Genomic DNA, 18,952 nt, shown 5'->3' on the forward strand with positions numbered 1-18,952 from the left:
CCGTCGGCGGCAACTCTAGTCGCGGCGGCCGGCGATCCTCGTCAGCCAGGCCGTTTGCGTTCCCGGTAAGCGCGCATCTTGGCCCGGGCGCCGCAGATGTCCATCGTGCACCAGCGGCTCCGCCCGCCGGGGCTGTGGTCGTAGTAGACCCACCGGCAGCCGTGCGCCGCGCACGCCTTCAGGCGCTGCCAGGTGCCGGCGGCGACCGCATCGAGTACGGCCCGCCCGATCTCGGCCACGAGCGCGTCCGCGCCGGCCAGCCCCGGGGCGGGCTCCGGCCGCGCGCCCCCGGCCTCGTCGAACGCCACGGTCAGCGGGGCCCGGTCGAACAACCGGGCCAGCGTCTGCCGGGTCGGCGGCGACAGGTCGGCGCCGGTGTGCGCCTGGCAGGCGTCGCGCAGCCCTTCACGCAGGGCGCGTGCGGTCACCACGTCGTCGTCCGCACAGGTGAGCGCGATGCCCCGGGCGGCACAGAACGCGGCCAGGTCCTCGGCGGTGCGCAGGGTGTCCCGCCCGGCCTCGATGTCCCAGGTGTTGGCCAGGTCCTGGATCAGGGTGAGCGGCGCTGGGGCCGGAGCGCGGTCACCTGGCTGTCGCATGCGGCGAGCTTACCGGCATGGCATCCTCATCCGGTAACCGTTACTGGATGGAGGCTAGTGATGGTAACCAGGTCCTCGCTTCTCGCCCGCAACCGCGACTTCCGCTGGTACTGGTCCGGCCACACCATCTCCGTGCTGGGCGCCCAGGTCACCGTCGTCGCCCTGCCGCTCGTCGCCTCGGTGACGCTGGACGCCGGAGCGGCCGGCGTCGCCGCCGTGGCCACCGCCGGTCACCTGCCCAACCTGCTGCTTCCCCTGCTGGTCGGGCATTGGCTGGACCGGCGCCGCCGACGGCGGCTCATGGTCGCGGCCGACCTGGTCCGAGCGTCGGCGCTGGCCGTCGTGCCTGCCGCGTTCATCGCCGGGGCACTCTCGCTGCCGCTGCTCGTAACGGTGGCGTTGGTCGTCGGGGCGGCCGGGGTGGTGTTCGACATCGGCGGGTTCGCCTACCTGCCGACCCTGGTCGACGAGACGGACCTGCCCTCAGCCAACCGGGCCGTCCAGGGCTCCAGCACGGCGGCGCAGGTCGCCGGTCCTGGCCTGGCCGGAGCGCTGGCCCAGATCGCCGGCCCGGCGCCGGCCCTCGCACTCGACGCGGCGAGCTATCTGGCCAGCGCGGTGGGTGTGGGCCGGGCCCGCCGGCCGGAACCGGTTCCGGCCCGTGGTACGCGACGCGCCGGAATCCTCGACGGCCTGCGAGTGGTCGCCGTCAACCCCTGGCTCCGGGCCCTGACCGCACACGCCACCCTCTACAACGGCGCGGCGCAGATCCTCACCGTGAACCTGGTGATCTGGGTGGTCACCGATCGAGGTCTGAGCGCCGGGTGGTTCGGGCTCGCCCTGAGCGCGGCCGGCGTCGGCGCGTTCCTGGGGACCCTCGGCTCGCTGGCGGCGGCCCGCCGCCTCGGCTACGGCCGGACGTTCGTCAGCGCTTTGGCGCTGTCCACCGGCACCCCACTGCTGATCGCCACGCTCTCCGGGTCCACCGCGACCCTGGCGGTCGGTCTCGCGGCGGTGCAGTTCGTCAGCGGCGTCGGCCTCGGCGTGGCCAACGTCCTCTCGGTAACGCTTCGGCAGACCGTCATCCCGCGCGACGAACTGGCCCGCAGCAACGGCGGCTACCGCTTCCTGATCTACGGCGTCCTCCCGCTGGGCGCAGCGGGGGGCGGCTTCCTGGGGCAAGCGCTCGGCAGCCGGGCAGCGGTAGCAGCCGGCGCCGCCGGCCTCGCGCTGTCCACGCTGCCGATGCTCACCCGCCGGATCCGTACGCTGCGCCGCCCCGAGGATGCGCGTCCGGTCCCCGGCGCCCCACCCGCGCCCGTGGCAGCCGATGCCGGCGGCGCCCGGTAACCCGGGGGCGGTCCGCCGCGCGGCTGCCTATCCTTGGCGACGACATGCAGAATCCAGCCGTACCCGCCGCCCCTGAGACCGCCCGCGACCTGCGCCGCCGCCTCGCCCCCCTGATGTTCCGCGACCAGCGGCGGCTCCAGCGGCGGCTCGACGGCGTGCGCAAGCTGCGCGACCCGCAGCGGCGGGGGGCGGCGCTGGCCGAGATCGCGACCGAGGTGACCCGGGCCGAGGCGCGGCTGGAGTCCCGCCGCGCGGCCGTCCCGGCGATCACCTACCCGCCGCAGTTGCCGGTCAGCGAGCGTAAGGACGACATCGCCGCCGCGATCCGCGACCACCAGGTGGTGATCGTGGCCGGTGAGACCGGCTCCGGGAAGACGACCCAGCTTCCCAAGATCTGCCTGGAGCTGGGGCGCGGCGTCACCGGCCTGATCGGGCACACCCAGCCCCGCCGGCTGGCGGCCCGCACTGTCGCCGACCGGATCGCCGACGAACTCGGTACGGAGCTGGGCGACGTGGTCGGCTACAAGGTGCGCTTCACCGACCAGGTGGGCGACAACAGCCTGGTCAAGCTGATGACCGACGGCATCCTGCTGGCCGAGTTGCAGAACGACCGGATGCTGCGGCAGTACGACACGCTGATCATCGACGAGGCGCACGAGCGCAGCCTCAACATCGACTTCATCCTCGGGTACCTCAGGCAGCTCCTGCCCCGCCGGCCCGACCTCAAGGTCGTCATCACGTCGGCGACGATCGAGACCGACCGGTTCGCGAAGCACTTCGCCGACGCCGACGGCAACCCGGCGCCGGTGGTCGAGGTGTCCGGGCGCACGTACCCGGTGGAGGTCCGCTACCGGCCGCTGGTCGAGGTCACCGAGGCCGAGGAGGAGGACGAGGCCGACGAGGAGAACGTGCGGGACCAGATCCAGGCCATCGGCGATGCGGTCGAGGAACTGGCCGCCGAGGGGCCCGGCGACATCCTGGTGTTCCTCAGCGGCGAGCGGGAGATCCGGGACACCGCCGACGCGCTGGGCAAGCTGGTGCAGAAGAAGCGGTCGCTGCTCGGCACCGAGATCCTGCCGCTGTACGCCCGGCTCTCCACCGCCGAGCAGCACCGGGTCTTCGCCGCGCACAGCAACCGCCGGGTGGTGCTGGCCACGAACGTCGCGGAGACCTCGCTGACGGTGCCCGGCATCAAGTACGTGGTGGACCCGGGTACGGCCCGGATCTCCCGCTACTCCAGCCGGCTCAAGGTGCAGCGGCTGCCGATCGAGCCGGTCTCGCAGGCCAGCGCCAACCAGCGCAAGGGCCGCTGCGGGCGTACCTCCGACGGCATCTGCATCCGCCTCTACGACGAGCAGGACTTCGACTCCCGCCCCGAGTTCACCGACCCGGAGATCCTGCGGACCAACCTGGCCTCGGTCATCCTCCAGATGACGTCGATCGGGCTCGGCGACGTCGCGGCGTTCCCGTTCATCGACCCGCCGGACCGGCGCAACGTCACCGACGGCGTGAACCTGCTGCACGAGCTGGGCGCGCTCGACCCGGCCGAGACCGACCCGGCGAAGCGGCTCACCGCGCTGGGCCGGCGGCTGGCCCAGCTCCCTGTCGACCCCCGGCTGGCCCGGATGGTCCTCGAGGGCGAGCGCAACGGCTGCGCCACCGAGGTCGTGGTGATCGCCGCCGCGCTGTCCATCCAGGACCCGCGTGAACGCCCGGCCGACAAGCAGGCCCAGGCCGACCAGGCGCACGCCCGGTTCGCCGACAAGGAGTCGGACTTCGTCGCGTACCTGAACCTGTGGCGCTACCTGCGGGAGAAGCAGCGGGAGCTGTCGTCCAGCGCGTTCCGCCGGATGTGCAAGGCCGAATACCTCAACTACCTTCGCGTACGCGAATGGCAGGACATCGTCAGCCAGTTGCGCCAGGTCCTGCGTACCTCGGACAAGGGTGAGGGCCGGCGCGGCGCCGGCGCCGACCTGCCGGAGGAGATCGACACCCCGAAGGTGCACCAGTCGCTGCTGCCCGGCCTGCTGTCGCACCTCGGCCTCAAGGACGCGCAGAAACACGAGTACCTGGGCGCGCGCGGCGCGAAGTTCGCGGTCTTCCCCGGGTCGGCGTTGTTCAAGAAGCCGCCGCGCTGGGTGATGGCGGCGGAGCTGGTGGAGACGTCCCGGCTCTGGGGCCGGGTGGCCGGGCGGGTCGAGCCGGAGTGGGTCGAGCCGCTGGCACAGCACCTGGTCAAGCGCAGCTACAGCGAGCCGCACTGGGAGAAGAAGCAGGCCGCGGTGATGGCCTACGAGAAGGTCACGCTGTACGGCATCCCGATCGTCACCTCCCGCAAGGTGAACTTCGGGCGGATCGACCCGGTGCTGAGCCGGGAGCTGTTCATCAGGCACGCCCTGGTGGAGGGCGATTGGCAGACCCACCACCAGTTCTGGCGGGACAACCAGAAGCTGCTGACCGAGATCGAGGAACTGGAGAACCGGGCCCGGCGCCGCGACATCCTGGTCGACGACGAGACCATCTTCGCCTTCTACGACCAGCGGGTCCCCGCCGACGTGGTCTCCGGCCGGCACTTCGACTCGTGGTGGAAGAAGACCCGCCGGGAACGGCCCGACCTGCTCACGTTCACCCGCGAACTGCTCGTCAACGCCGGCCGGGGCGGGGTGGACGAGGAGGACTTCCCGGACGAGTGGCGGGCCGACGGCGTGACGCTGCCGCTGACGTACACGTTCGACCCGACCGCGCCCACCGACGGCGTCACTGTGGACATCCCGTTGCCGCTGCTCAACCAGGTGCCGGCGGAGAGCTTCGACTGGCAGGTGCCGGGCCTGCGCGAGGAGCTGGTGATCGCACTGATCCGGTCGCTGCCCAAGCCGGTACGGCGCAACTTCGTGCCGGTGCCCGACTACGCCCGCGCCGCGCTGGCCGCGATCACCCCGGGTGAGGAGCCGCTGCTCACGGCGCTGACCCGGCAGCTGCGCCGAATGACCGGGGTGACCGTCCCGGCGGACGCGTGGGACCTGAGCCGGCTGCCACCGCACCTGCGGGTCACGTTCCGGGTGCTCGGCGACGACGACAAGCCGGTCGCCGAGGGCAAGGACCTGCCGGCCCTGCAACGCGAGCTGCGCCAGGAGGTACGCCAGGTCGTGGCGGCCGCCGCACCCGACGTGGCCCGGACCGGGCTGACCGAGTGGTCCGTCGGCGCGCTGCCGCGCACCATCGAGCAGGTACGCGCCGGCTTCGCGGTGACCGCGTACCCGGCACTGGTGGACGAGGGCACGACGGTCGGGGTGAAGGTGTTCGACTCCGCCGCCGAGCAGGAGGCGGCGCACTGGGCGGGCACCCGGCGGCTGCTGCGGCTGACGCTGCCGTCACCGGCGAAGTTCCTGCAGGGGCGGCTGAGCAACGAGGCAAAGCTGGCGCTGTCCCGCAACCCGCACGGCAGCGTGCCGGAGCTGATCGAGGACGCGGCCGGCGCGGCGATCGACAAGCTGATCGGTGACGCCGGCGGCCCGGCCTGGGACGCCGAGGGCTTCGCCGCGCTGCGCGACACGGTCCGCGCGGACCTGGTGGACACCGTGGTCGAGGTGATGGAGCGGGTCCGGCGCGTGCTGGCCGCCGGGTACGCGGTGGAGCAGCGGCTCGGCGCCACCCGGAACCTCGCGGTGGTGGCCGCCCTGGCCGACATCCGCAACCAGCTCACCGGCCTGGTGCACAAGGGCTTCGTGACCGAGACGGGATACGCGCGCCTGCCCGACCTGCTGCGCTACCTGACCGCGATCGAGCGGCGGCTGGACCGGTTGCCGGGCAACCCGCAGCGGGACAAACAGCAGCAGGACCGGGTCGCCGTGGTGCAGAAGGAGTACCAGGACATGCTCGCCGCGCTGCCCCCGGCCCGGCGCCAGGAGGCGGCGGTCCGCCAGATCCGCTGGATGATCGAGGAGCTGCGGGTGAACGTCTTCGCCCAGGCCCTCGGCACCCCCTACCCCGTGTCGGAGCAGCGCATCTACCGAGCCATGGACGACGCCGAGTCCCGCTGACCCTGCCTCCCGCCCCCTCCCCCTGCCCGTCGATCTTGCACTTTGCGCCCCCGCGCCGAGGCTTTCGCACCTTTCGCCGGGGCCGAATGTGCAAGATCGGCGCGGCGAGGCGGCGAGGCGGGGCGGGAGGCGGGGCGGGGCGGGGCTACAAGGGCTCTACGCCTGGGGGGAGTTCGGCGGTGGCGGTGGCGTCGTGGACGTACTCCAGGAGGATGCGGCGCAGCTCGCGCCCGGCGTGGGTGGGCACCACGTCGCGGCGGCGGGCCACCGCGATGGTCCGGCGGACGCCGGGCGGGACGAGCCGGGTGACCCGGATTCCGGGGCGGCGGGCCACCACGATGCCGGGCACCAGCGCGACGCCGAGCCCGGCCTCGACGAAGCTGAGCACCGCGTCCATCTCCCCGCCGTCGACGGACAGCGTCGGCTCGAATCCGGCCGCCCGGCACGCCTGGAGCGTGGCGTCGCGCAGGTCGTAGCCTTCGCGGAACATGACGAGCGGCTGGTCGCGCAGGTCGGCGATGCGCAGCTCCCCGGCTTCCGAGACGCCCGGCAGCGGGTCGACCGAGGCGACCACCAGGCTCTCCCGCAGGATCGGGTCGGCCCGCAACCCGGGGTCGGTGCCGGCCGACGGCATGATGATCAACGCGAGGTCGAGGTCGCCGCGGAGCAGGTCCCGGACGAGGTCCTGCGAGCCGCCCTCCTCCACGCGCAGGTCGATCGTGGGGTGCGCGTCGCGGAACCGGCGCAGCACCGGCGGGGCGAGCGAGGTGGCCAGGCTGGGTGTGGCGCCGAGCCGGACCCGGCCCCGGCGCAGCCCCACCAGCTCCTGCACCTCGCGGGTGGCGGTCTCCACGTCGGCGAGGATCCGCTTGGCCAGCGGCAGCAGCACCTCACCGGCAGCGGTCAGTGTGATGTTGCCCCTTACCCGTTCGAACAACGGGGCCCCCAGGTCGGTCTCCAGCGCGTGAATTTGCTTACTCAACGAGGGCTGGGTTATGCCGACAAGATCGGCTGCCTGGGTGAAATGTCGTACTTCGGCGACCGCTACGAAGTACCGAAGCTGATGGAGCTGCATCTACATAGCTTACGGCTATCAACACTGCGATTTCGATGCATTGGACGCCTGATCGAAGTGCTCCTAGCGTCGACCGCGTGGTAATCACGAAAACTCGGTCGCCCATCCGCTCGAACGTCGGCCTCAAGGCCGTCATGGCGGTGACGGGCATCATCCTCGTGCTGTTCCTGATCGCGCACATGCTCGGCAACCTGAAGATCTTCACGGGCGAGACGGCGTTCGACCACTACGCGCACTGGCTGCGCGACATCGGCACGCCACTGCTGCCGACGACGTGGTTCCTGTGGATCCAGCGCGCGGTGCTCACCCTGGCCGTCCTCGGGCACATCGGCGCGGCCACCGTGCTCGCGATGCGGTCCCGGGCCGCGCGCCCGGTGCGGTACGCGCACCGCCGCAAGATCCACGTGAACTACGCGGCCCGCACGATGCGCTGGGGTGGTGTGATCATCCTGCTCTTCGTGATCTACCACATCCTCGACCTGACCACGGGTCACCTGAACCCGCAGGGCGACCCGGCCAACCCGTACGGCAACGTGGTCGCCGGCTTCGCGCCGGAACGCTGGTACGTCACGCTCTTCTACACCCTCGCGCTGGTGACCCTCGGCTTCCACCTGCGCCACGGCGCGTTCAGCGCGTTCCGCAGCCTCGGCCAGCAGACCCCGAAGGGCGAGCAGCGGGCCAAGATCGCCGCGCTCGTCTTCGCCGTCGCGCTCGTCGGCGGCTACCTGCTGGTCCCGTTCGCCGTGATCACCGGATTGGTGTCCTGACATGGATCTGTACCGCGAAGGCGACCCGATCGCCGACACCCGGGCCCCGGACGGCCCGATCGAGACCCGGTGGGAGCGCCACCGCTTCGAGATGAAGCTGGTCAACCCGGCCAACCGCCGCAAGATGACGGTGATCGTGGTCGGCACCGGCCTGGCCGGCGGCTCCGCCGCCGCCACCCTGGCCGAGCAGGGCTACCGGGTGCGGTCCTACTGCTATCAGGACAGCCCGCGCCGGGCCCACTCGATCGCCGCGCAGGGTGGCATCAACGCCGCCAAGAACTACCGCAACGACGGCGACTCGGTGCACCGCCTGTTCTACGACACGGTCAAGGGCGGCGACTTCCGCTCCCGCGAGTCGAACGTGCACCGGCTGGCCGAGGTGTCGGTGAACATCATCGACCAGTGCGTGGCCCAGGGCGTGCCGTTCGCCCGCGAGTACGGCGGCCTGCTCGACACCCGCTCCTTCGGCGGCGCGCAGGTGCAGCGCACCTTCTACGCCCGGGGCCAGACGGGCCAGCAGCTGCTGCTCGGCGCGTACCAGGCGCTGGAGCGGCAGATCGGCCTGGGCAACGTGGAGATGAACGCCCGCCACGAGATGCTCGAGCTGGTGATCGTCGACGGCCGGGCGCGCGGCATCGTGGTCCGCGACATGGTCACCGGCGAGATCAGCACCGAGATGGCCGACGCGGTAGTGCTCGCCACCGGCGGGTACGGCAACGTCTTCTACCTCTCCACGAACGCCAAGGGCTGCAACGTCACCGCCTCGTGGCGGGCGCACCGCAAGGGCGCGTACTTCGCCAACCCCTGCTACACGCAGATCCACCCGACCTGCATCCCGGTCTCCGGCGACCACCAGTCGAAGCTGACCCTGATGAGCGAGTCGCTGCGCAACGACGGCCGGGTGTGGGTGCCCAAGGCCAAGGGCGACCAGCGCAGCCCCCGGGAGATCCCCGAGGACGAGCGGGACTACTACCTGGAGCGGATCTACCCGTCCTTCGGCAACCTGGTCCCCCGCGACATCGCCTCCCGCGCCGCAAAGAACGTCTGTGACGAGGGGCGCGGCGTCGGCCCGACCGGGCTCGGCGTCTACCTGGACTTCGCCGACGCGATCAACCGGCTCGGCCGCAAGGCCATCGAGGCCAAGTACGGCAACCTCTTCGAGATGTACGAGCGGATCACCGGCGAGGACCCGTACGAGGTCCCGATGCGGATCTACCCCGCCGTGCACTACACGATGGGTGGCCTCTGGGTCGACTACGACCTGCAGTCGAGCATCCCCGGCCTGTTCGTGATCGGTGAGGCCAACTTCTCCGACCACGGCGCGAACCGGCTCGGCGCGTCGGCGCTGATGCAGGGCCTGGCGGACGGCTACTTCGTGCTGCCGAACACGCTCGCCAACTATCTGGCCTCCTCCGGCCCGCTGGACAAGGTCGACGCGAGCCACCCCGAGGCGGTCGCGGCGCGGACCGACGTCGAGGACCGGATCAAGCGGCTGCTGGCGATCAACGGCGACCGCACCGTGGACTCGTTCCACCGCGAGCTGGGCCAGATCATGTGGGAGCACTGCGGCATGGAGCGCTCCGAGGCCGGGCTGCGCAAGGCGATCGACGAGATCCGCGCGCTGCGCGAGCAGTTCTGGCAGCGGGTGCGCGTCCCGGGTGACGGCGAGGGCCTCAACCAGTCGCTGGAGAAGGCCGGCCGGGTGGCCGACTTCTTCGAGCTGGCCGAGCTGATGTGCATCGACGCCCTGCACCGCGAGGAGTCCTGTGGCGGCCACTTCCGGGCCGAGCACCAGACGCCCGACGGCGAGGCGCAGCGCGACGACGACCGGTTCGCCTACGTGGCGGCCTGGGAGTACACCGGCACCGGTGAGCCCGTGCTGCACAAGGAAGACCTGACCTTCGAATACGTCCACCCCACGCAGCGGAGCTACAAGTGAACCTGACCCTGCGCATCTGGCGCCAGACCGGCCCCGAGGACAAGGGTCGGATGGTGACCTACCCGGTGCAGGACGTGTCGCCGGACATGTCCTTCCTGGAGATGCTCGACGTACTGAACGAGCGGCTGATCCTCGACGGCGAGGAGCCGGTGGCGTTCGACCACGACTGCCGCGAGGGCATCTGCGGCATGTGCAGCCTCATGATCAACGGTGAGGCGCACGGCCCGCAGCGTGGCACCACCGCCTGCCAGCTGCACATGCGGCAGTTCTCCGACGGCGACACGATCGACATCGAGCCGTGGCGGGCCCGCGCCTTCCCGGTCGTCAAGGACCTGGTGGTCAACCGCAACGCGTTCGACCAGATCATCGCCGCCGGCGGCTACGTCACCGCGCCGACCGGCAGTGCCCCGGAGGCGCACTCGGTGCCGGTGCCGAAGGCCGACGCGGACGCCGCGTTCGAGTCGGCTGCCTGCATCGGCTGCGGCGCCTGCGTGGCGGCCTGCCCGAACGGCTCCGGCATGCTGTTCACCGCCGCGAAGATCACCCAGCTCTCGCTGCTGCCGCAGGGCCAGCCGGAGCGCTACACCCGGGTGATCGGCATGGTGGACGCGCACGACGAGGCCGGCTTCGGCGGCTGCACGAACATCGGCGAGTGCGCGGCGGCCTGCCCGAAGGGCATTCCGCTGAACACCATCGGCCGGCTCAACCGGGACTACCTGAAGGCTACGGCCAAGCGCTCCGGCTCCTGACCGGACACCGCACGACAGACGCGACCGCCGCGCCCCGCATCCGGGCGCGGCGGTCGCGCTCGCATCGGGGTACGCCCCGGCGATTGGTACGGTGAACCGCCAGCCGCGTCACCGTCTCTCCCGGGAGGGCACCCATGGCCCGGACCGCTCCCCCGCAGGCGTCCTCCCCGCAGGCGGGTCACGACGGACCGGCCGGCCCGCCGGAGTCGCTGCTGGAACGCGCCTTCACCGAGGCGCTGCACAGCCCCGGCGACAGCGACGAGGTCGCGACCCGGATCCTCGACGCCGCCTACGAGCAGTTCTGCCGCATGGGCATCCGCCGCTCCACCATGGAGGACGTGGCCCGCCGGGCGGGCGTCTCCCGGATCACCGCGTACCGCCGGTTCGCCACCAAGGACCGGCTGGTCGAGCAGGTGGTCCGCCGCGAGTTCCGGCGCTACTTCGACCGGTTCCTGGTCGACATCCAGCAGGCGGAGACGGTCGGTGACCGGGTGGTGCTGGGCTTCGTCAGCGCGCTGGACGCGATCCGCCGCAACCCGCTGATCGGCGGGCTGATGAGCGTCGAACCGGACGTGCTCATCCCCTCGATGATCAGCGACGGGGGGCGGACGCTGGCCACCGTGCAGCGGTTCGTCGCCGGGCAGCTGCGCCGCGAGCAGCGCGCCGGCACCATCGCCGCCACAGTGGACGTGGAGGTGGTGGCCGAGCTGATGACCCGGCTGTCCTGCTCCTTCCTGCTCACCCCGAGCCACGTCATCGACCTGGACGACGCCGACGAGCTGCGGCAGATGGCCCGCCGCTTCCTCGTGCCGATGCTGGAGCCCGGCTCACAGGCCGAGTGACCGGCCGATCACCTCCTTCATGATCTCGGTGGTGCCCCCGTATATGGTCTGCACGCGGGCGTCCAGGTAGGCACGGGCCACCGGGTACTCGCGCATGTAGCCGTAGCCGCCGTGCAGCTGCAGGCACCGGTCCACGACGCGCTGCTGCAACTCGGTGCACCACCACTTCGCCATCGCCGCCGTCTCCGCGCCCAGGTCCGGCGCGATCAGGCACTGGTCCACGAAGACCCGGCCCAGACGCAGCTCGGTGGCGAGTTCGGCGAGCACGAACCGGTTGTGCTGGAAGCTGCCGATGGGACGGCCGAACGCCTGGCGCTGCCTGCAGTAGTCGAGCGTCTGCGCGAACACCGTCTCCGCGCCGGCGAGCGCCGCGACCGCAATGGACAGCCGCTCCAGCGGCAGGTTGCGCATCAGGTAGGCGAAGCCCTCGCCCTCCGCGCCGAGCAGGTTGGCAGCTGGCACCCGGACGTCGGCGAAGAACAGCTCGGCGGTGTCCTGCGCCTTCTGCCCGAGCTTGTCGAGGTTGCGGCCGCGCTCGAATCCGGGCATGCCGCGTTCGACCACGAGCAGGCTGATCCCCCGCCGCCCGGCGCCGGGGTCGGTACGGGCCACCACGATCACCAGGTCGGCCAGGATGCCGTTGCTGATGAACGTCTTCTGCCCGTTGAGGACCCAGTCGTCGCCGTCGCGTACCGCTGTGGTGGTGATGCCCTGAAGGTCGCTGCCGGCGCCCGGCTCGGACATGGCGATGGCGGTGACGATCTCGCCGGAGCAGAAGCCCGGCAGCCAGCGCTGCTTCTGCTCCTCGGTGGTCAGGTCGGTCAGGTACGGGCCGATGATGTCGTTGTGCAGCCCGAACGCGGGACCGCTCGCGCCGGCCCGGGCGAGTTCCTCGGTCAGGACGGCGTGGAACCGCCGGTCGCTCACCCCGGCGCCGCCGTACCGTTCGTCGACGAAGAAGCCGAGCAGCCCGGCGGCGCCGGCGGCCCGCCACACGCCGCGGTCGACGATGCCGTCGGCCTCCCAGCGCTCGTGATGCGGGGTGATCTCCTTGTCGATGAACGCGCGCACCAGTTCGGCGAACGCGAGATGGTCGGCGGTGAAGATCGCGCGGTCCATGTGTCAGCTCCCTCCCCTGCGCTACCGGGCCATGTCCGCGACGGCGGCGACGAGACGCCGCGGGTCCTCGCCCAGCGGCGCGACGTTGAGGATCGTCACGCCCGCGTCGCGGTACTCCTGGACCCGGTCGCGCACGTAGCTCTCCGGCCCGATCAGGCTGGTGCGTTCCAGCAGTTCCGCCGGCACCGCGGCGGCGGCCTCGGCCTTGCGGCCGGCCAGGTAGAGCTCCTGGATGCGGTCCGCCTCGGCGGTGTAGCCGTAGCGGCACAGCAGGTCGTGGTAGAAGTTGCGGCCCTTGGCGCCCATCCCGCCCACGTAGAGGGCGACCAGCGGCCGGGCGAGGTCGCGCAGTCCGGTCACGTCCGGGCCGATCACCAGCGGCCCGCCGGCCACCACGTCCAGCGGCCCGAGATCAGCCGACCGCTTCGCGCGGCCGGCGGCCAGCGCGGCGCCCCAGACGTCGCCCGCGCGGGCCGGGTCGTAGAGGAACGGCAGCCACCCGTCGGCGATCTCGGCGGTCATCCGGACGTTCCGGTCGCCCAGGCTCGCCACGTGGATCGGGATGCGGTCGCGGACCGGGTGGGTGAGGATCTTCAGCGGCTTGCCCAGCCCGGTGCCCTCGCCGGGCGGCAGCGGCAGCCGGTAGAGGCCGTCGTTCGTCAGCGTCTCGCGCCGCCACACCCGCCGGCAGATGTCGATCACCTCGCGGGTGCGGGCCAGCGGCCGGTCGTAGGCGACGCCGTGCCATCCCTCGATCACCTGCGGTCCGGACGCGCCCAGGCCGAGGATGGCCCGGCCACCGGACATGGCGTCCAGGCCCGCCGCGGTCTGCGCCAGCAGAGCCGGGGTACGCGAGAAGATCGGCAGGATCGCGGAGCCGATGTGCGCCCGGCTCGTCCGGGCGGCCAGGTAACCCATCACCGTGGGCGCGTCGAAGCCGTACGCCTCGGACACCCAGATCACGTCCAGGCCGTCCTGTTCCCAGGCGGCGACCTCGTCGGCGCCGCTCCGGGGGTCGGCGGCGTACGCCAGTGTCGTCCCGATACGCATCAGTGCGCTGCTCCCTGCTTCCGGCCGACGGCGCCGCCGTCCAGCCACCCCGGTAGGTGTTCGCCCAGCCCCCAGTCGGTGAGCACGGGCTCGGTGTCCGCGCCGGGTGCGGGCGGCGGGCCGCCGACCCGGCCGGGTGTCCCGGACAGGCGGGGCGCCACGGCGGGTTGCCGGACGCCGAAGTGCTCCTCGTACGTGCCGCGCGCGACCAGGTGCGGGTGGCCCGGCGCCTCGGCCAGGGACAGCACCGGCGCGACGCAGGCGTCGGTGCCGTCGAACACGGCCGTCCACTCGTCGCGGGTACGCCCGGCGAACACCTCGGCGAAGCGGGCGCGCAGCACCGGCCATCCGGTGACGTCGTGCCGGTCCGGCAGGTCCGCGCCTGCGAGCCCCAGCAGCCGCAGCAGTTCGGCGTAGAACTGCGGTTCCAGTGCGCCCACCGCCATGTGGCCGCCGTCGGCGGTGGCGTACACGTCGTAGAAGGGCGCGCCGCCGTCGAGCAGGTTGCGGCCCCGCTCGGCGCGCCAGACGCCCTCGGCGAGCAGCCCGGCGAACGGGGTGGTGAGGTGGGCCGCGCCGTCCACGATGGCGGCGTCGACGACCTGTCCTCGCCCGGTGGCGCCGGCGACGTGCAGCGCCGCCAGGATGCCGACGACCAGGTAGAGCGCGCCGCCGCCGAAGTCGCCGACCAGGTTGAGCGGGATCTGCGGCGGCCCGCCGGCCCGGCCGATCGGGTGCAGCGCCCCGGCGACGGCGATGTAGCCGATGTCGTGGCCCGCGGCGCGGGCCAGCGGCCCGTCCTGTCCCCACCCGGTCATCCGCCCGTAGACCAGCCCCGGGTTGCGGGCCAGCACGGCCTCCGGTCCGACGCCGAGGCGCTCGGCCACGCCGGGACGCCAGCCCTCGATCAGGATCGCGGCCCGGTCGGCCAGCGCGAGGACCACCTCGGCACCCTCGGGGTGCTTCAGGTCCACCACGACCGAGCGTTTGCCCCGGTTGAGCAGGTTCCGCCCGGGGTCGCCGGCGGCGAACGCGCCGGGCTCCGGCCGGTCGACGCGCACCACGTCGGCGCCGAGGTCGGCGAGCAGCATGGCGGCGAACGGGCCGGGGCCGATCCCGGCCAGTTCCAGGATCCGGACGCCGTCCAGGGGCCCGCTCACGCGCCGGCCCGGGGGGCGAAGCGGGGCAGTCGGCCCTGGGCCCGGCTGAGCAGGGCCTCGCCGAAGTCGGCGCCGGCCAGGGACTCGACCATGAGCCGGATCGCGTCGGTGGCGGCCTCGGCGGCGCCGGTCTCCGCACCCGACCACACCTGCCGCCGGATCACCGCCATGGAGGCCGGTGAGCAGTGCTGCGCCAGGGCCGCGGCATAGGCTTGTGCCTCGGCCAGCACCTCGTCGCGCGGGAGCACGCGTTGCACAAGTCCGATCCGGAACGCCTCGACCGCGTCGACCTTGCGGCCGGACACCAGCAGGTCCAGCGCGGCGCCGACGCCGATCAGCCGGGGCAGCAGCCAGGCGCTGCCGTACTCGGCGACGAGGCCGAGCCGGCTGAACGAGGTGGACAGGCGCGCCTGCGCCGCGAGGAACCGCACGTCGGCGTAGAGCGCGTGGACCAGGCCGAGGCCCGCCGCGCCGCCGTTCATCGCCGCGACGATCGGCGTGCCGAGCGTCAGCGGCAGGTGCGGCGGGAAGCCGAACTCGCCCGCGAGCAGGTCACGGTTGCGCTCGTCGAGCAGCGCGGCCAGCGCCTCCGGGTCGGCGCCGGCACAGAACCAGTCGCCGGCGCCGGTCACCACGACCGCCCGGACCTCCGGATCCGCGTCCGCCGCGACCAGGGCCGCGTAGTAGTCGCGGAACATCTCCAGCGTCATCGCGTTGCGCCGGTCGGGCCGGTCGAACCAGATGGTGCGGACACCGCCGCTGGTGGCGGCCCGCAAGCCGACGCCTATTCTGACATTTGACATTTGATACCCTCGGGTGGTGGCGGACCGCGGCAGGATCCAGAACGTCTCTCAGCCCCAGCTCTCCGAGACCGTGGCGAGCCTGCTGCGCGACCGGATCATGTCCGGCCAGCTGCGACCCGGCGAACGCATCCGGCTCGAGGAGGTCGCCCAGGAGACCGGACTGAGCATCACGCCGGTACGCGAGGCGCTGCTGATGCTGCGCGCGGAGGACATGGTCGAGCTGCAACCGCGACGCGGGCACGTGGTGGCGCCGCTGTCCCGGCAGGACATCATCGACGTGTTCAGCCTCCAGGGCCACATCGCCGGTGAGCTGGCCGCCCGGGTGGCCGTCGGCATCACCCCGGAGCAGCTCGACGACCTGCGGCAGCAGCACGAGCGGCTGCGCCGAGCCGCCCAGGCCCGGCAGGTCAGCCGGGTCGAGCAGCTCGAATACGAGTTCCACCGCCGGATCAACCGCCTCGCCGACGCGCGCAAGCTGTCCTGGCTGCTGCGCACCGTGACCCGCTACACGCCGTCGCGGTTCTACGCCGCCGACCCGGAGTGGCGGGCCGGCATGATCGCCGATCACGAGGCGCTGCTCGACGCGCTCGCGGCGGGCGACCCGGAGCGCGTCCGGCCGGTCATGGCCCGGCACTTCACCGACGGCGCGGAACGGCTGGTCAAGCACCTCGACGGGCTGGGCGTGTGGGCGCAGTGAGTCACCGGCGGCCATGACGCCACGCGAACATCGCCAGCGACCGCTTCATCGCCGACGCGGACGGCTGGAGCGTCATCACCTCGATCAGCGGCCGGAACCGCTGCCACGTCACCGATCGCGGCCGGGCGAACTCGCGCAGGCCGTCCGCGCCGTGGACCCGCCCGAACCCCGAGTCGCCCACTCCGCCGAAGGGCAGTGACGGCACGCCCGCGTATCCCAGCACCGAGTTGACAGACACCGCGCCGGCCCGCAGCCGCCCGGCGAGCGCCAGCCCACGGCGGCGGTCGCGGGTGAAGATCGAGCCGGAGAGCCCGTAGCTCGTCGCGTTCGTCCGGCGTACCGCCTCGTCGGCGTCGGCCACCGGGTTGACCACGAGCACCGGCCCGAACGTCTCCTCGGTGACGGCGGTGCTGTCCTCGGGCACGTCGGTCAGCACGACCGGCTCCACGAACGGGGGCCGCACGGAGGCCGCGTCACCCACCACCGCCCGGGCGCCCCGGTCGAGGGCGTCGGTGACGTGCCGGAGCACGACGTCCGGCTGGGTGGGCGTGGTCATCGGTCCGTACGGCGCGTCCGGCTCGGCACCGGGCCGGACCTGCCGCGCCAGCTCGGTGAGCGTGGCCAGGAACGGCTCGTAGACGGACCGTTCGACGTAGACGCGCTCGACGCCGGCGCAGGTCTGCCCGGCGTTGCCCAGGCCACCGAAGACCGCCGCCCGCGCGGCGGCGTCGAGGTCGGCGTCGGCGGCGACGATCAGCGCGTCCTTGCCGCCACCCTCGATCACCACCGGGGTCAGGGTCTCGGCGCAGGCGGCCATGACGGCGCGCCCGGTCGCTGCCGAGCCGGTGAACGCGATCTTGTCGGCCGAGGCGCGGCACAGTGCGGCCCCGGTCGTGCCGTCACCGGTGACCACCTGGAGGACCGGGTGGTCGGGAAGCAGCTCGTGCCACCGCTCGGCCAGCCACACCCCGACGCCGGGGGTGAACTCGCTGGGCTTGAACACCACCGCGTTGCCGGCGGCGAGCGCGTGCGACACCGCGCCCATCGGGGTGTAGACGGGGTAGTTCCAGGGGCCGATCACGCCGACCACGCCGTACGGCACGTACTCGACGGAGGCGGCCTGGTTGAACGCGAGCAGGCCGGAGGGGACCGACCGTCGCCGGAGCACCCGCGCGGCGTGCCGGGCCGCCCAGTCCAGGTGCTCGACGGCGAGCATCACCTCGAGCTGCGCCCCGGCGAGGCTCTTGCCGGTCTCGCTCCGGACGATCCCGGCCAGTTCCTCGATGCCGCCGGCGACCGCCGCCTTGTACGCCAGCAGATGCCGGCGGCGCTGCCGGGCGTCCAGCCCGGCCCACCAGCCGGCCGCCTCGCGGGCCCGCGACACGGCGGCGCGTACGGCGGCGTCGTCGGCGAGGTCGTAGTCGGCGCGGTGCTCGCCTGTCACCGGGTCGACGACGCGCAGCCGGCGAGGGTGCTCCACGAGGGACGTCATCGGCAGCCTCCTGACATTTGATATTCGATAGTCTAGCCTTGCTGTCAATCCCTGCTGACGCGCTGGAGGTACCGCGGTGGAGTGGAGCGACGAGCAACGATCCCTGGTCGAGGCGGTGCGGGACTTCTGCCGCCGCGAGGTGGGCACCCGCGAGCAGCGGCAGAACCTCACCAACGGCGGCCGGGAACCGCACAGCCCGGAGCTGTACCGCAGGATGGCCGACCTCGGCTGGCTGGGCCTGTCGCTGCCGGAGGAGTTCGACGGCGGCGGCGCCGGCATGACGGAGCTGTGCCTGTTCCTGGAGGAGACGGCCCGCGCGATGGCCCCGATCGGCGGCTTCACCACCTCGATCATCGTGGCCGCCACCTACCAGCGGTTCGGCACGCCGGCGCAGAAGAAGCTGATCCTGTCCGGGGTGGCCCGCGGCGTCATCGAGGCGGTCGCGATGTCCGAGCCCGAGGCCGGCTCGGACGTGGCGAACCTGAGCTGCCGCGCCGAGCGCACCGACGACGGATACGTCGTCAACGGCCAGAAGACGTGGTGTTCGAACGCCCACCTGGCCGAGCACATCCTGCTGGTCGCCCGCACCTCCGGCCGGGCCGGCGACCACCACGGCCTGACCATGTTCCTGGTCCCCGCCTCGGCGCCCGGCCTGACCGTCTCCGGCATCGACACCATGGGCGGCCGGGAGGTGAACGACCTCTACTTCACCGACTGCCTGCTGCCCGCCGACGCGGTGGTCGGCGAGGTCGACAACGGCTGGCGGCAGCTGATGGCCGGGCTCAACATGGAGCGGTTGATCCTCGCCAGCGTCATGCTCGGCACCGCGCAGCGGGCGTTCGACGACGTCGTGGAGTACGTGAAGAACCGGCGGCAGTTCCGCCGGCCGATCGGCTCGTTCCAGGTGCTCCGGCACCGGCTGGCCGACCTGGCCACCGAGATCGAGTGCGCCCGGCTGCTCGTCTACGACACCGCCGCGAAGGTCGACAAGGCGCCGGACACGGTGCTGCCCCGGGAGAGTTCGATGGCGAAGCTCAAGGCCACCGAGACCGCCCGCCGGGTCGCCCTGGACGCGATGCAGATGATGGGCGGCTACGGCTACACCACGGAGTTCGACATGGAGCGCCTGGTCCGCTCGTCGATCGTGTCCACCGTCTACGGCGGTGCCAGCGAGATCCAGCGCGAGATCATCGCCAAGACGTACGGCCTGTCCGAGCAGATGTCCTGACACGAAGTGGCCCGGCCGGTGAGGGGCATACCCACCGGCCGG

15 protein-coding genes are annotated in these 18,952 nt (G+C 72.4%); 8 read left to right on the forward strand and 7 right to left on the reverse strand.

Annotation, left to right across the window (positions count from 1 at the left end; genetic code table 11):
• Positions 1-41: 41 nt before the first annotated feature.
• Positions 42-599 (reverse strand): CGNR zinc finger domain-containing protein, encoded by a 558-nt coding sequence (locus O7604_RS28890; RefSeq protein ID WP_281578394.1) that lies wholly within the window; start codon positions 597-599, stop codon positions 42-44.
• A 60-nt stretch (positions 600-659) separates the two neighbouring features.
• Between O7604_RS28890 and O7604_RS28895 the strand changes: the two genes are divergently transcribed.
• Both O7604_RS28895 and hrpA read left to right on the forward strand, forming a co-directional pair.
• Positions 660-1,949: an MFS transporter gene (locus O7604_RS28895; RefSeq protein WP_281578395.1), complete on the forward strand. Its 1,290-nt coding sequence runs from the start codon at positions 660-662 to the stop codon at positions 1,947-1,949.
• Positions 1,950-1,993: 44 nt separating this feature from the next.
• The gene (gene hrpA / locus O7604_RS28900; RefSeq protein ID WP_281578396.1) at positions 1,994-5,989 is read left to right on the forward strand and encodes an ATP-dependent RNA helicase HrpA; all 3,996 of its coding nucleotides are present in this window, start codon (positions 1,994-1,996) and stop codon (positions 5,987-5,989) included.
• Between the two features lie 145 nt (positions 5,990-6,134).
• On the opposite strand, the gene O7604_RS28905 is transcribed toward hrpA, so the two are convergent.
• Positions 6,135-7,064, reverse strand: a complete 930-nt coding sequence (locus O7604_RS28905; protein WP_281578397.1) for a LysR family transcriptional regulator — start codon at positions 7,062-7,064, stop codon at positions 6,135-6,137.
• Between the two features lie 35 nt (positions 7,065-7,099).
• Between O7604_RS28905 and O7604_RS28910 the strand changes: the two genes are divergently transcribed.
• The 4 genes from O7604_RS28910 (at position 7,100) to O7604_RS28925 (ending at position 11,361) form a co-directional block, all read left to right on the forward strand.
• A complete protein-coding gene (locus O7604_RS28910) occupies positions 7,100-7,831 on the forward strand; it encodes a succinate dehydrogenase cytochrome b subunit (protein ID WP_269700668.1) in 732 nt (243 codons plus the stop codon).
• Between the two features lies 1 nt (position 7,832).
• A complete protein-coding gene (locus O7604_RS28915; RefSeq protein ID WP_269700669.1) occupies positions 7,833-9,770 on the forward strand; it encodes a fumarate reductase/succinate dehydrogenase flavoprotein subunit in 1,938 nt (645 codons plus the stop codon).
• The gene (locus O7604_RS28920; protein ID WP_013285329.1) at positions 9,767-10,519 is read left to right on the forward strand and encodes a succinate dehydrogenase/fumarate reductase iron-sulfur subunit; all 753 of its coding nucleotides are present in this window, start codon (positions 9,767-9,769) and stop codon (positions 10,517-10,519) included. Before O7604_RS28915 ends, O7604_RS28920 begins: the two co-directional genes overlap by 4 nt.
• Positions 10,520-10,653: 134 nt before the next feature.
• A complete protein-coding gene (locus O7604_RS28925) occupies positions 10,654-11,361 on the forward strand; it encodes a TetR/AcrR family transcriptional regulator (protein WP_281578398.1) in 708 nt (235 codons plus the stop codon).
• On the opposite strand, the gene O7604_RS28930 is transcribed toward O7604_RS28925, so the two are convergent.
• From O7604_RS28930 to O7604_RS28945, 4 genes are read right to left on the reverse strand one after another with little or no spacing between them, the layout of a single operon-like run.
• Positions 11,347-12,480 carry an acyl-CoA dehydrogenase family protein gene (locus O7604_RS28930; protein ID WP_281578399.1) on the reverse strand — a complete coding sequence of 378 codons (1,134 nt, stop codon included), beginning with the start codon at positions 12,478-12,480 and terminating at the stop codon, positions 11,347-11,349. The two genes, O7604_RS28925 and O7604_RS28930, sit on opposite strands and share 15 nt — an antisense overlap.
• A gap of 21 nt (positions 12,481-12,501) precedes the next feature.
• Positions 12,502-13,530: an LLM class F420-dependent oxidoreductase gene (locus O7604_RS28935; protein ID WP_281578400.1), complete on the reverse strand. Its 1,029-nt coding sequence runs from the start codon at positions 13,528-13,530 to the stop codon at positions 12,502-12,504.
• Positions 13,530-14,690 carry a CaiB/BaiF CoA-transferase family protein gene (locus O7604_RS28940; protein ID WP_281578401.1) on the reverse strand — a complete coding sequence of 387 codons (1,161 nt, stop codon included), beginning with the start codon at positions 14,688-14,690 and terminating at the stop codon, positions 13,530-13,532. The genes O7604_RS28935 and O7604_RS28940 overlap by 1 nt, the downstream gene beginning before the upstream one ends.
• Positions 14,687-15,466 (reverse strand): enoyl-CoA hydratase-related protein, encoded by a 780-nt coding sequence (locus O7604_RS28945; RefSeq protein ID WP_281578402.1) that lies wholly within the window; start codon positions 15,464-15,466, stop codon positions 14,687-14,689. Before O7604_RS28945 ends, O7604_RS28940 begins: the two co-directional genes overlap by 4 nt.
• A 43-nt stretch (positions 15,467-15,509) precedes the next feature.
• Here O7604_RS28945 and O7604_RS28950 point away from each other — a divergent pair, with 43 nt between their 5' ends.
• Positions 15,510-16,190 (forward strand): GntR family transcriptional regulator, encoded by a 681-nt coding sequence (locus O7604_RS28950; protein ID WP_269700676.1) that lies wholly within the window; start codon positions 15,510-15,512, stop codon positions 16,188-16,190.
• Position 16,191: 1 nt separating this feature from the next.
• On the opposite strand, the gene O7604_RS28955 is transcribed toward O7604_RS28950, so the two are convergent.
• On the reverse strand, positions 16,192-17,682 hold the full coding sequence (locus O7604_RS28955; RefSeq protein WP_269700677.1) for an aldehyde dehydrogenase family protein: 1,491 nt from the start codon (positions 17,680-17,682) through the stop codon (positions 16,192-16,194).
• Between the two features lie 76 nt (positions 17,683-17,758).
• Here O7604_RS28955 and O7604_RS28960 point away from each other — a divergent pair, with 76 nt between their 5' ends.
• A complete protein-coding gene (locus O7604_RS28960; protein ID WP_281578403.1) occupies positions 17,759-18,910 on the forward strand; it encodes an acyl-CoA dehydrogenase family protein in 1,152 nt (383 codons plus the stop codon).
• Positions 18,911-18,952: the final 42 nt, after the last annotated feature.

Source organism: Micromonospora sp. WMMA1947 (assembly GCF_027497355.1).
In the GTDB taxonomy this organism is placed as follows: domain Bacteria; phylum Actinomycetota; class Actinomycetes; order Mycobacteriales; family Micromonosporaceae; genus Micromonospora.